This window comes from Acinetobacter sp. DMC2 (assembly GCF_056314305.1).
The window spans coordinates 151,505-164,252 of the sequence record NZ_JBQUYP010000005.1 but is presented as its reverse complement, the minus strand read 5'-3'; the positions used below and the strand labels follow the sequence as shown (position 1 = coordinate 164,252).

At 40.2% G+C, this 12,748-nt stretch carries 10 protein-coding genes; 9 read left to right on the top strand and 1 reads right to left on the bottom strand.

From position 1 onward, the window contains the following. Nucleotides 1-386: 386 nt before the first annotated feature. The 9 genes from ACT53H_RS12095 (at nucleotide 387) to ACT53H_RS12055 (ending at nucleotide 9,966) form a co-directional block, all read left to right on the top strand. Nucleotides 387-1,385 carry a sulfate ABC transporter substrate-binding protein gene (locus tag ACT53H_RS12095; RefSeq protein ID WP_476009290.1) on the top strand — a complete coding sequence of 333 codons (999 nt, stop codon included), beginning with the start codon at nucleotides 387-389 and terminating at the stop codon, nucleotides 1,383-1,385. A 231-nt stretch (nucleotides 1,386-1,616) separates the two neighbouring features. Then, on the top strand, nucleotides 1,617-2,540 hold the full coding sequence (rsmH, locus tag ACT53H_RS12090) for a 16S rRNA (cytosine(1402)-N(4))-methyltransferase RsmH (RefSeq protein WP_005300940.1): 924 nt from the start codon (nucleotides 1,617-1,619) through the stop codon (nucleotides 2,538-2,540). Continuing rightward, a complete protein-coding gene (ftsL, locus tag ACT53H_RS12085) occupies nucleotides 2,540-2,872 on the top strand; it encodes a cell division protein FtsL (protein WP_004789835.1) in 333 nt (110 codons plus the stop codon). Before rsmH ends, ftsL begins: the two co-directional genes overlap by 1 nt. An 11-nt stretch (nucleotides 2,873-2,883) precedes the next feature. Beyond that, entirely contained in the window at nucleotides 2,884-4,716 is a 1,833-nt protein-coding gene (gene ftsI, locus ACT53H_RS12080) for a penicillin-binding protein PBP3 (protein ID WP_004789833.1), read from the top strand. Between the two features lie 3 nt (nucleotides 4,717-4,719). Further along, complete coding sequence (locus tag ACT53H_RS12075; RefSeq protein WP_151963846.1) at nucleotides 4,720-6,219, top strand: UDP-N-acetylmuramoyl-L-alanyl-D-glutamate--2,6-diaminopimelate ligase; 1,500 nt, start codon at nucleotides 4,720-4,722, stop codon at nucleotides 6,217-6,219. 8 nt (nucleotides 6,220-6,227) lie between these two features. Further along, nucleotides 6,228-7,628 carry a UDP-N-acetylmuramoyl-tripeptide--D-alanyl-D-alanine ligase gene (locus tag ACT53H_RS12070; RefSeq protein WP_004789830.1) on the top strand — a complete coding sequence of 467 codons (1,401 nt, stop codon included), beginning with the start codon at nucleotides 6,228-6,230 and terminating at the stop codon, nucleotides 7,626-7,628. Continuing rightward, entirely contained in the window at nucleotides 7,629-8,747 is a 1,119-nt protein-coding gene (gene mraY, locus ACT53H_RS12065; protein WP_004789827.1) for a phospho-N-acetylmuramoyl-pentapeptide-transferase, read from the top strand. Between the two features lie 59 nt (nucleotides 8,748-8,806). Then, nucleotides 8,807-9,139, top strand: coding sequence for a DUF7709 family protein (locus ACT53H_RS12060; protein ID WP_174727825.1), 333 nt, complete (start codon nucleotides 8,807-8,809; stop codon nucleotides 9,137-9,139). A gap of 2 nt (nucleotides 9,140-9,141) precedes the next feature. After that, nucleotides 9,142-9,966: a putative RNA methyltransferase gene (locus tag ACT53H_RS12055; protein WP_004789825.1), complete on the top strand. Its 825-nt coding sequence runs from the start codon at nucleotides 9,142-9,144 to the stop codon at nucleotides 9,964-9,966. 132 nt (nucleotides 9,967-10,098) lie between these two features. On the opposite strand, the gene ponA is transcribed toward ACT53H_RS12055, so the two are convergent. Continuing rightward, on the bottom strand, nucleotides 10,099-12,666 hold the full coding sequence (gene ponA / locus ACT53H_RS12050; protein WP_476009289.1) for a penicillin-binding protein PBP1a: 2,568 nt from the start codon (nucleotides 12,664-12,666) through the stop codon (nucleotides 10,099-10,101). Between the last annotated feature and the right edge of the window lie 82 nt (nucleotides 12,667-12,748).

Genomic DNA, 12,748 nt, shown 5'->3' with positions numbered 1-12,748 from the left:
CTCTGTTCATTACATTTCATCTATTTTTTGAGTTTAACGAAATGTAAAATTACGGTAATGCTACGATTTAAACATAAATCTTAATAAAAAAGTGGAACTGTGTCACACTTTTTACAAAAATTATCTATATTTTGATCTACTCGACCCAAATGTAGGTCGTATGTATCCTTTACGCTTCATTATTTAACAAAATAATGTGTAGATAAAGTGAAGGTCCTCATTAAGTTGTAAGAATAATTACAAAAAATTTCAAAAATGAAATGAGTTAAACATCTTAATCTATATATTTTAAAGAGATTAATAAAAAATATATTAATATAAGTAATTGATTGTAAATTATAAAATTAAAAATATAGTAAAACTAAAACCAATGATGGATTTTGTAAATGAAAAAAATATCAATAATGGCTGTCGCGGTGTACTTGGGAATGGCAACAGCAGCTCAGGCCGCTACTTCTTTTTTAAACGTTTCTTATGATCCGACCCGAGAATTTTATCAAGAATATAATCAGGCTTTTGGGAAGTTCTGGAAACAGCGTACAGGTCAGGATGTTGAGTTTAAACAGTCGCATGGTGGGTCTGGTAAACAAGCTCGGGCAGTAGCTACGGGTCTTGAAGCCGATGTTGTAACGTTAGCATTAGCGAATGATATTGATGAGATTGTGAAAGCAGGTTTTATCCAACCAAATTGGCAAAAAGAATTTCCAAATAATTCTGCCCCTTATACGTCTACGGTTGTGTTTTTAGTACGAAAAGGTAATCCAAAAAATATACGTGACTGGAATGACTTAACAAAACCAGGTGTGGAAATTATCACCCCTAATCCTAAAACAGGAGGCGCACCGCGTTGGATCTATTTGTCGGCATGGGGGTATGCTTTAAAACAGCCGGGTGGAAATGATACTAAAGCTCGTGAGCTCGTTAAAAAGCTTTATCACAATGTGAAAGTGCTTGATTCAGGAGCACGTGGTTCACTTACAACATTTGCTGAACGTGGAATTGGTGACGTCTTATTATCATGGGAAAACGAAGCTTTATTGGCGACTAAAGGACCTGATAAAGATAAATATGAGATTGTTTACCCATCAATTTCAATTTTGGCAGAGCCTTCTGTCGCAATTGTAGATAAAACCGTAGATAAAGATGGCAATCGAACTTTAGCAAAAGGCTATTTGAACTTCTTATATTCACCGTTGGGGCAAGAGTTGGCGGCTAAACATTATTTCCGACCACGTAATGCACAAGTGGCTGCTAAATATGCAGCACAATTCCCAAAAATTAAATTATTTACTATTAATGATGTTTTTGGTGGCTGGGCTAAAGCTCAAAAAACTCATTTTGCAAATGGGGCCATTTTTGATCAAATTTACGATGGGAAGCAGTAAATAAAATGTTTTAAAAACAGTAACCAAATAGAAAACTTAAAAACTAAATAGTTATAGAGAAAGCAAGCAAACTTAAAAAAAGTGAGCTTGCTTTCTGTTTTTGCTTAAAAAATGCTAACAAAACGGTTTTATCTATGAAAAATTAATATTTTCCTACAAAAAGCCGTTTGGTGTTGATCATAAACAAGGTGATAATGTGCAGTTACATTTTTACGCAATGATTTAACACCTATGTCGCATATTTCTGTCTTACTTTTTGAGACCGTTGAGAGCTTATTGGCAGATCGCACAACAGGGGTGTATATCGATGCAACCTTCGGAAGAGGTGGGCATACACGTTTATTGCTCTCTAAACTTGATGAAAATGCACGAGTATATGCATTTGATAAAGACCCTCAAGCACTGGAAGTTGCTGCTGCTTTGGCACAAGAAGATCCAAGATTTACAATAATTCATGCGAGTTTTGCTGATATCAAAGAGAAGATGCAGGAAATTGGCGTGATGAGTGTTGATGGCATTATGGCTGATCTGGGAGTGTCATCTCCTCAACTTGATCAGGCAGAACGTGGTTTTAGTTTCATGCAAGATGGTCCGTTGGACATGCGAATGGATAATTCTAAGGGTTTAACTGCTGCTGAGTGGTTACTTGAAATTGAAGAAGAACAATTAGCAAATATTATTTATCAATATGGTGAAGAGCGTTATAGTCGACGTATTGCTAAAGCCATTAAAAATGCTGGAAAACTAGATACAACAGCTCAATTGGCGGAACTTGTAAAAACAGCTCATCCAAAATGGGAAAAACATAAACATCCAGCGACACGTACATTTCAGGCTATTCGTATTGCTATTAATAAAGAGCTCGAAGATATTGAAGTGTTTTTGCCGCAAGCTGTAGACTTACTCAAACCGGAAGGACGTTTGTCTGTTATTAGTTTCCATTCTCTTGAAGACCGACTAATTAAGCAGTTTATTCAAAAAGAATCTACGTTAGCAGAAGATTTCGGTTGGGGAATGCCAGAGCAGCGGGTAGATACAAGAAGATTAAAGAAAATTTCACGGGTTCGTGCGAGTGAAGAAGAAGTAAAAGCGAACCCTCGGTCACGTAGTGCATGGCTTCGGGTTGCTGAACGCTTGGAAGAAAAAGGCGCGTAATGAAAAGCAGTGATGAAATCGCAACCACAGAAAACAAAGTGGTGAAAAAAGTTGTGGTGTATACAGTCTTGGTGGCACTTGTTTTTATAAGTGCCATGATGGTGGTATTTCAAGTATTTGAATATCGTCATGATTATAGAGAGCTTAGCTCTTATATGCGTGAACGTGATGATCTCAATGCTGAATGGGGGCGTTTGCTCATTGAGCAACAAACCTTTGGTGCAACGGCACAGATTGGTACACGTGCTGTAACTCAGCTACGGATGTTTTCTCCACCGGCTGCAGAAACGGTGGTAATTTCTTTACCAATGACCTCAGAGCAAAATAAGTAAGGCCTTGCTGTATGGTAGATAAGCGAACAAAACAAACACGGAAAAAACAGCAGTCTATTTCGGAAAAACCAACTCTTGCCTTTGATATGTGGCGGTTTTATCTGCTCTGGGCAGTAGTGTTACTCTGTTTTGTTGTTTTAATTGCACGTGCATTTTATGTACAGGTAATTAATAAGGATTTTTTACAAAACAAGGCCAATGCCAATATTTTGCGTACTGAGCGTGTGGAAGCTATGCGTGGCGTGATTAGTGACCGCCATGGTGTGCCTTTGGCAATTAGTACACCGATCATGAAAATCGTAATGGATCCGCGTGATTATTTCGATACAAAGCATTTATATGACCAAATTACAGCGGAATTAAAGAAAGATCCGAACAATCGTAAATTAAAACGACAATTACCCGATAAAAACTTAAATCTTGATGAGTTGGCGGATGTCGTTGGTTTAGACCGTGCCGATCTTAAAAAGCAGATGAATGCACGACCTCGTTCTCGTTATCTGGTTCTGAAAAAAGAAATACCACCGCAACAGGCAGACCTTATTACGAAGGGTAACTTTCAAGGCGTCTATGCCGAGAAAACATATAAGCGCTATTATCCTCAACCACAGCCAAATGCCCAGATTATTGGTTTAACCAACAGTGAAGGCCAAGGGATTGAAGGCTTAGAAATGCAGCTCAATAAACAGCTGTCGGGTGTGGATGGTGAGCAAAAAATTATTCGTGATAAGCGCGGAAACCGCTTAAAAGTTTCAGAGGTTATCCGTGAGGGTGAGCCAGGCGAAAATATCACTTTAAGTATCGACTCTCGTTTGCAATACATTATGTATAGAGAGTTGACTGCAGCTGGTGTTGCAAATAATGCCCGTTCGGCAACGGCAATTGCTGTAGATGTCAAGACTGGTGAAATTCTGGCAATGACCAGCTGGCCATCATATAACCCGAATGATAAAAACGGTTTGTCTAATAAAGATGCCATGCGTAACCGTGGTGCGATTGATATGTTTGAACCAGGTTCAACCATGAAGCCATTTACAATTTCTTCTGCATTAGAAACTGGGCAATATACGCCTAACACGATTGTAAATACTTCTCCAGGTTCAATGCGTTTAGGTTGGCATACGATTCGTGATACCCACAACTATGGTGCTTTAACTGTTAGTGGCGTCATTATCAAATCTTCAAACGTGGGTTCTGCAAAAATTGCATTGTCACTTCCAAAAGAAACACTACCAAGCTTCTTTAATCGTGCCGGTTTTGGTAAACGCTCGGCTGTGAAGTTTCCGGGGGAAAGTTCAGGTTTAGTGCTTCCAGTAAGTAAATTGAACTCTTCTCAAATTGGTACCATGGCTTATGGTTATGGCCTAAACGCAACTATTCTTCAGTTGGCACAAGGCTATGCAATGCTTGCAAATCATGGTGTAAAAATGCCTCTAAGCTTGCATAAGCTCGATCAAGCACCTAAAGGTGAGCAAGTTCTTGCTCCAAAAATTGCTGATCAGGTTTTGCTTATGCTAGAGCAAGTTACGATGCCTGGTGGTACTGCAAAGCAAGCTAATATTCCGGGTTATCGCGTTGGTGGTAAAACAGGTACAGCTCACAAACTTCGTGCAGACGGTAAAGGTTATTCAAATAATGAATACCGTGCTTTATTTGCTGGTGTTGCGCCAATTAGTGACCCACGTTTAGCTGTTATTGTCGTTGTTGAAAACCCACAAGGCCGTTATTACGGTGGTTTAGTTGCGGCCCCTGTTTTTGCACGCATTATGCAAGAATCATTACGTTTAATGAATGTGCCGCTTGATAAACCCCTTGATACTTCAGTAAATCCTATTCGCAGGTAAGCTATGTCTGTTTCTTTTCAAGAAATTAATCCAGTCAAGATTAATGCACAGTGGTCTCAGCAGCCTTTTCATGGCTTTAGTCTAGACAGCCGTAAGGTTGAGTCAGGCCAAATTTTTATTGCTTTGACTAGTTATAGCCAACCTGAAAAAACGCGTGCTTTTGCTGAGTCCGCTTTAACTAATGGAGCACTGGCGATCATTAGCGAGACTGAGCTGGGTGTGGCAAATGAATGGGTATGTCCTGATGTACGTCAGCGCATGGGTGAGTGGCAAGAGCGTTATTTGCAATATATTGATCCTGTTAAACCAGCACGTATTGTTGCAGTAACAGGCACTAATGGTAAAACCACAATATCGCGTCTAGTAGCTGAATTAATTAGTTCACAACAACAGCGCTGTGCGGTGATGGGCACAACTGGTAATGGTATTTTGCCTGATCTGACACCATCAACTCATACTACGCTCGATGCTTTACAACTACAAAATGCATTACATGCTTATGCTAAGCAAGGTGCGACTTTCGCTTCTTTGGAAGCAAGCTCACATGGTTTAGAGCAAGGTCGTTTAAATGGTTGTGCGATTGAAATTGCTGTTTATAGTAATTTGAGTCGTGATCATCTGGATTATCATGGCACTTTAGAAGCCTATGCAGAAGCAAAGGCTCTCTTATTCCGTTTTAATTCTTTAAAAGTAGCTGTTATTAATCTTGATGATGAACATGCTGCTCTTATGATAAATGCGGCAAAACAAAATCCTGCACAGCCAAAGATTCTGACGTATTCACTTACCCAAAATACGGCTGATTATTATATTAGTGACTTAAGTTACTCTTTAGCTGGGGCGACTTTTAATTTAGTTAGCTCGCAAGGTTCTTTTGCTGTTCAAAGTCCATTATTAGGGCATTTCAATGTCGAAAACCTGATAGCAGCACTTATTGCTGCTGAACAAGCAGGTTTTGATTTAGACGCTTTAGTCGCTTTTGTTCCCAAACTCATTGGTGCGCCGGGACGAATGCAGGTCATTCGTGATGGCGAACGTTTATTTGTTGTGGATTATGCGCACACACCTGATGCTTTAATTCAGGTGCTTAAAACCTTAAAACGTCATGTATCTAATCAGCTTTGGGCAGTATTCGGATGTGGTGGGGATCGTGACCGTGGTAAACGTCCACTCATGACTCAAGCCGCTTTGGATGGGGCGAATCCGATTATTCTGACTTCGGATAATCCAAGAACTGAAGACCCTGAACAAATTTTTGCTGATATGAAGCAAGGAATTGATTTCTCTGGGCATCGCATGCAGGAAATTCATGATCGCCGTGAAGCAATTAAATTTGTTGCACAGCAAGCTCAAGCTGGTGATATTGTGGTTATTGCTGGTAAAGGTCATGAAAATTATCAAGAAATTAATGGTGTGCGCCACTGGTTTGATGATGTTGTCGAAGTACAATCAGCAATTGCTGCGCAACACCATACTGTAGACGCTGCTTACCCTGCACAATAGGATTATTTATGCATACTTCAACCACCAGTACCGTGCCTTTGGAACCGTGGACAGCTCAACAATTACAACAGGCAACGCAGGGTTATTGGCATAAAGACCAGATCCCTCAAACTGAAATTAAACGTATTTTGACTGACTCTCGTCATGCGGAAACTGGGGATGCCTTTTTAGCACTAAAAGGTGAGCGTTTTGATGCACACGACTTTGTAACTCAGGTTGCCGCGAATGGTTGTCAAATCGCCATTGTTGACCGCCCTTTAGATGTAGATATTGCACAGTTAGTTGTTGCCGATACTCGCTTGGCTTTGGGGCGACTCGGCGCTTATCGTCGTGAGCAAAATACCCAATTAAAAGTGATTGCTTTAACAGGCAGTAGCGGTAAAACCACCACTAAAGAAATGTTGGGAAGTATATTATCGCGCTTAGCTCCGACATTAATCACCCGTGGTAATTTAAATAATGACCTTGGTGTACCCATGATGCTGCTAGAGCTTCGTAAGGAACATCAATATGCGGTGATGGAGTTGGGTGCAAGCCATCAAGGTGAAATTGACTATACTTCTAAATTAGTTCAGCCCCATGTTGCAGGCATTTTAAATATTGGTACAGCTCATCTGGGCGAATTTGGTGGGCGTGAAGGTATTTGCCGAGCTAAATCGGAAATTTATCGTCATATTTTGCCAAATGGCGTTGCAATCGTGCCGCAACAAGATGATTTCACTGCTGAGATTCTTGACGCCGCAAAAGCACATCGTATTTCCACATTTGGTGTAGGTGGAGATGTGTATGCAACAGATATTGAATTATTGCCTCAATCAACAAATTTTACGTTACACACACCGCAAGGCGTCAGTGCCGTTAAACTCCCTTTTGCAGGTGAGCATAATGTTCAAAATGCGACTGCGGCTGTAGCTTTTGCTTTAGCAATTGGTATTGGACTAGAAGATATTGTCCAAGGCTTAGAACAAGCTCAGGGGGCCAAAGGTCGTCTTAACTTTATTCAAAAGTCACCTTACTTATTTATTGATGATACTTACAATGCCAATCCGACTTCAATGCGCGCTGCTGCACAAGTGTTGTTGCAACAACAAGGCGTAAAAGTGATGGTCATGGGGGATATTGGTGAGTTAGGTGATAGCAGTTGGCAAGAACACTACGATTTAGGTCGTGATCTTGCTGAGCTTCATTTAGATCATATTATTGCAGTTGGGCAGTTTGCTCCAGCCGCTCTCGAGGGTGCAGACTCTCATTCCAATAAAGTGAAAGCATTTCAGACACAAGCTGAGGCGCTTCCATTTCTAATCAATCTAATCCAAACACATCAACCACAGTCCATGAGTTTCCTGTTTAAAGGTTCTCGCTTTACTCATATGGAAACGTTGATGGCTGATTTGATGGAGAAACTTTAAATGCTGTTATGGTTGTTTGAACAACTTGCGGGCTATCACAGTTCGTTTCAGGTCGTTCGTTATTTAACATTACGTTCTTTACTCAGTGTATTAACTTCACTGACCATTGGTTTGGTCCTCGGACCGATCATGATTCGTAAATTACAAGCGTTAAAATACGGTCAGGCAGTAAGTTCATTTGCTCCTGAAAATCATGCTAAAAAGATGGGTACACCAACCATGGGTGGGATTTTAATTCTGCTTTCAATTGGTATTAGTACTTTACTCTGGGCTGATTTATCTAACCCTTATGTGTGGATTGTGCTTGGTGTAATGGTTGTATTCGGTGCTGTTGGCTGGGCAGATGATTGGATTAAAATCCGCTATAAAGATAATGCAGGTTTACCTGCTCGTAAGAAGTTTTTCTGGACTTCTGTTGCATCGCTTGGGGCGGGTATTGCTTTATATTTAATTGCAACCCAACAGTCGAATGCTGAACATACTGCAAACATGCTGGATTTATTGATTCCATTCTTTAAGAATCTTTCAATTCCACTCTCTATGGTTCCTTTAGGCTTGGCATTTATTGTATTTACCTATCTAGTTATTAATGGTGCCTCTAACGCCGTTAACTTAACTGATGGTTTAGATGGTTTGGCAATCATGCCTGTTGTCATGGTAGCTACGGGCTTAGGTGTATTTGCTTACTTGTCAGGTGACATTCGTTTTGCTAACTATTTGCATATTCCATATGTGAAATATACCTCTGAGCTTGTTGTAATCTGCTCTGCGATGATTGGTGCGGGTTTGGCATTTCTTTGGTATAACGCACACCCAGCTCAAATCTTTATGGGTGATGTTGGCGCATTAGCTTTAGGCGCGATGCTTGGAACAATTGCTGTTATGGTACGCCAAGAAATCGTATTTGCGATTATGGGTGGTGTGTTTGTAATGGAGGCTGTATCTGTATTCTTGCAAATTGGGTCGCTGCGGATGCGTAATAAACGCGTGTTCTTAATGGCGCCGCTACATCATCATTATGAAAAGCAGGGCTGGAAAGAAACCCAAGTTGTGATTCGTTTTTGGATTATTACAATTATATTAGTAGTTTTAGGTCTAATGACTTTAAAATTGCGATAGATCTTATTTTAGTGTCAATATAAAGCCAGTTCTACTGGCTTTTTTTATTGGAGAGATGAATGACAAAAGTTGCTGGTCTAGACCAATTATCTGTAATTAATCAGAAAGTAGTTGGAGAGGGCGAAGTATTACCTCAAGTTGTGCTTAAAGATGGAAGTCAGGTGCAAACAGGAACTGTCGCTACAATGCTGCATAATATTGAATTATATAATGCAGGCCAAAGAGGCCAGATTGAGGAAGAATTAAAGATTGCTATTCCAACTTTAGTCAAAGTGGGGCTATTTGATTTATTTCATGTAGATGAATGGATTAAGGGAACAAATGCAGGGCGTACATTTGTGGGAATGCATGCAAAATCTTATTTACAACATAAAGAACAAGAGAATAATTAAAAGTGACTAAGCAAATTTTAATGTGTCCTGTGTGTCGTCAGTCTCTCGATTTAAATGAAAAAACTTGGCGATGTGGACAAGGGCATAGTTATGATGTCGCTAAACAAGGTTATGTGAACTTACATGTTGTGCAACATAAACATAGTAAAAACCCTGGAGATACCCCAGAGTCTGTCGATGCACGAAGAGCTTTTTTACAAGGTGGTTATTATCAGCCTTTACAACATGCTGTAGTCGCTTTATTAAAACAATTAGATGTAAAAACCGTACTTGATATTGGGTGTGGTGAAGGCTATTACACCAGTGCTATGCAGCAAGTCGTTGAGCAATGTGTTGGTGTTGATATTGCAAAAAATGCGGTACAGCGCGCAGCAAAGCTTAATGCTGAGGTGACTTGGGTTGTGGGAACTGGTGCGACTTTGCCTGTGCTTGATCACAGCATGGATGCATGTACCAGTTTGTTTAGCCCAATTCCACAAGCAGAAATTGCTCGAGTTTTAAAAGATGATGGATATTTAATTGTTGTCACTCCTGCATCTGAGCATTTATATGCAATGCGTGAAGCTTTATTTGAACAGGTTAACCCTCATACACCAGAAAAGTTTGTAGAGCAGTTGCAAGATTTGTTTGAGCTCAAACAAGAGCAAATTATTAATGCTCCTTTTGTGCTTGACCAACAGGCTTTAAAAAATCTGATTGCTATGACACCTTATGCTTATAAAGCATCTCCTGAGCGTCGTTTGCAGTTAGAGCAGCAGTCGCAATTGGAGGTAACGGCATCTTTTCAAATCTATGTTTTTCAGAAACGTAATAAAACAGCTAGCTAACCGTACATTTTTAAAAGCGTAAAAAAAGTCATCATACGATCTATTTTTAAGAGCGCAAAAAAAGAAGCCATCTGATGATTTATTTTTAAGAGCGCACAAAAAGAAGCCATCTGATGATGGCTTCTTTTTGTGCTATTCAATCTGATTAATCAGATTTTCTAGTTCATCTTTCTCACGCTTCGGCGCTGCTCCCTGTGAAGGTTTCATGGCAGGAGGTGCAGCTTTTGATGGAATAACAATTTCCTCACCTGGTAAATCGGAAAAGTCATTGTCATTGCTTAGTTTTGGTTGGGGCGGTGCTGGGCGATATAGCGGGCGTGCTAATGGTGGAGCTGCACGATAAGTTTTCTTATCGCCTACCTCAGTCTCAGTAGTAATTTGTTGTTTGTCACGTGAAATAGGACCTTGAGCATCTTTATCTAAACGAACCCAAGATGCTGGCGTACCTTGCAATGCTTGACCCATAAAGTTAATCCAGATTGGTAATGCAGCAATACCACCATACTCACGTCGACCTAATGTTGTCGGTTGGTCGAATCCAACCCATGTTACAGTCACTAATTTGCCGTTAAAGCCTGCAAACCATGCGTCTTTTGCATCGTTGGTTGTACCTGTTTTACCGCCTAAATCACTACGGCCAATTTTAAGTGCGGCACGGCCTGTACCATGCTCAATTACATCACGTAAAATGTTCGCCATATCGTAAGCAGAGCTTGATTTTAAAATACGTTGAGCTTGGCGATATTCGCTATTCGCTTTATCAGTTTGTTTAAGATTAAGTTGCTTAGCTACCTTTTCTTTCTGCTCTACGTCTTTGTTAGTAACCTCAATTACTTCATCATCTGTTGTCGTAGTCTTCTGCTCGTCATCAGTTGTGTCTGGCGCATTAATACATGGAATACATGCATATTCTGGCTTAGCTTGATAAATCACTTTACCGTATGCATCTTCAATACGCTGAATAAAGTGTGGTTGAACGCGATAACCACCATTTGCAAAAGTTGCGTATCCAGTTGCCATTTGAATTGGTAAAACTTGAGGTGTACCTAGAGCAATGGTGTAGTTACGTGGAATTTGATCTTCTTGTAAACCAAAATCCATGAATAATTGGCGAGTACGTTCAATTCCCACAGTTTGTAAAAGGCGTACTGATACAGTATTACGAGACAAATACAAAGCACGGCGTAGAGGGATCATCCCTAAATAACGACCGTCTGAGTTTCTCGGTGTCCACTTACCAATTGTGATAGGACTATCATTCACCATGCTGTACGGTGTCATACCGCGTTCAAGTGCCAATGCATAGACAAATGGTTTGATCGTTGAACCAGGTTGGCGCCAGCCTTGTAAGGCACGGTTAAATTTCGATTGATAGAAGTTATAACCACCTACAATTGCTTCAATTGAACCATCATTCGGGTTAATCGCAATAAGTTGACCTTGAACTTTTGGAACCTGAACTAAAGACCATGCTGTTTTTGCATCATTTGGACGTAAGCGAACAATATCTTTAACTTGAACAATTTGAGATGCACGTGAAGGAGCACCACCTACACTATTCGCATTGCGATAGGGACGAGCCCATGACATGCCTGACCACTGTACAGTAACGGTGGTACCATCTTGCATTAGTGCTTCAAAAGAGCTGCTATTTACCTTGGTAACTTGTGCCGGGTAGGTATTGGCATATGCTCTAAATTCATTTAATGGTTTATCGTGTGCTTCCGCACCGCGCCAGCCATGACGACGATCGTAAGCTTCAAGACCATCTTGTACAGATTTCTCTGCAATCGCTTGGCGTTTAGCGTTGATGGTTGTATAGACTTTATAGCCAGAATCAATAGCTTGCTCACCAAAATGCTTTACAAGCTCTGAACGAACCATTTCGCCCGCATACGGGTGAATATTGTTTAAATCCCGATTGGGCATGTTTAGATTAATCGGTTCAGCTACAGCTTTTTGATATTCTCCTTGAGAGATATAACCCAGCTGTAACATACGGCCTAAAATCCAGTTGCGACGTTCAAGTGCGCGTTCAGGATTAACCACAGGATTGTATTTAGAAGGTGCTTTTGGCAAACCTGCAATCATTGCCATTTGAGCAATGCTGAGCTCATTAATACTTTTGTTGTAATAAATTTTGGCTGCTGCCGCGATACCGTAGGCATTTTTTCCTAGGAAGATTTTATTCACATAAAGACTGAGAATTTCTTCTTTAGATAAATTTTGCTCAATCTTTCGAGCTAAAAAGATCTCGGTTATTTTGCGTTTTAAGGTTCTTTCTGGACTTAAATAATAGTTCTTTGCAACCTGCATGGTAATGGTTGAACCACCAGTTTGCACATCAGAACCAGTCACACTTTCACTTAAAGCACGCCCTAAACCTTTAAAACTGATCCCGCTATGTTCAAAGAAAGAAGAATCTTCTGCTGCTAAAAATGCATGAATAAAAGCAGGAGGAATTTGTTTGTATTCAACTGGAATAGAAAGCTTACCACCATACTCAGCAATCAGTTGATTATCCGAGGTATAGACCTGTAGAGGTTTTAAAAGCGGAGCTTTTTTTAGTGAACTCATTTCAGGGAGTGATGGGGCGATATAGAGATACATGCCATAAAAGCCCATCGGAAGTGAGACTAAGATAATAATAATGATCAAAAAAATTGGACGCACGAAGCCCAAACTGGATAGCTTTTTCATGATAAGTAAGCTTTAATAAGATCGAATACAAACTAATTGTGGTCAGTATAGCCTTTAGACATGCGGATTGTTAGATGAGATA

Bases quoted from the DNA above. Each gene is read 5' to 3' on its own strand.
- rsmH (WP_005300940.1), top strand. From the start codon at position 1,617: ATGTCGCATATTTCTGTCTTACTTTTTGAGACCGTTGAGAGCTTATTG.
- ftsI (WP_004789833.1), top strand. From the start codon at position 2,884: ATGGTAGATAAGCGAACAAAACAAACACGGAAAAAACAGCAGTCTATT.
- ACT53H_RS12070 (WP_004789830.1), top strand. From the start codon at position 6,228: ATGCATACTTCAACCACCAGTACCGTGCCTTTGGAACCGTGGACAGCT.
- ponA (WP_476009289.1), bottom strand. From the start codon at position 12,666: ATGAAAAAGCTATCCAGTTTGGGCTTCGTGCGTCCAATTTTTTTGATC.
- ACT53H_RS12095 (WP_476009290.1), top strand. From the start codon at position 387: ATGAAAAAAATATCAATAATGGCTGTCGCGGTGTACTTGGGAATGGCA.
- ACT53H_RS12075 (WP_151963846.1), top strand. From the start codon at position 4,720: ATGTCTGTTTCTTTTCAAGAAATTAATCCAGTCAAGATTAATGCACAG.
- mraY (WP_004789827.1), top strand. From the start codon at position 7,629: ATGCTGTTATGGTTGTTTGAACAACTTGCGGGCTATCACAGTTCGTTT.
- ftsL (WP_004789835.1), top strand. From the start codon at position 2,540: ATGAAAAGCAGTGATGAAATCGCAACCACAGAAAACAAAGTGGTGAAA.
- ACT53H_RS12060 (WP_174727825.1), top strand. From the start codon at position 8,807: ATGACAAAAGTTGCTGGTCTAGACCAATTATCTGTAATTAATCAGAAA.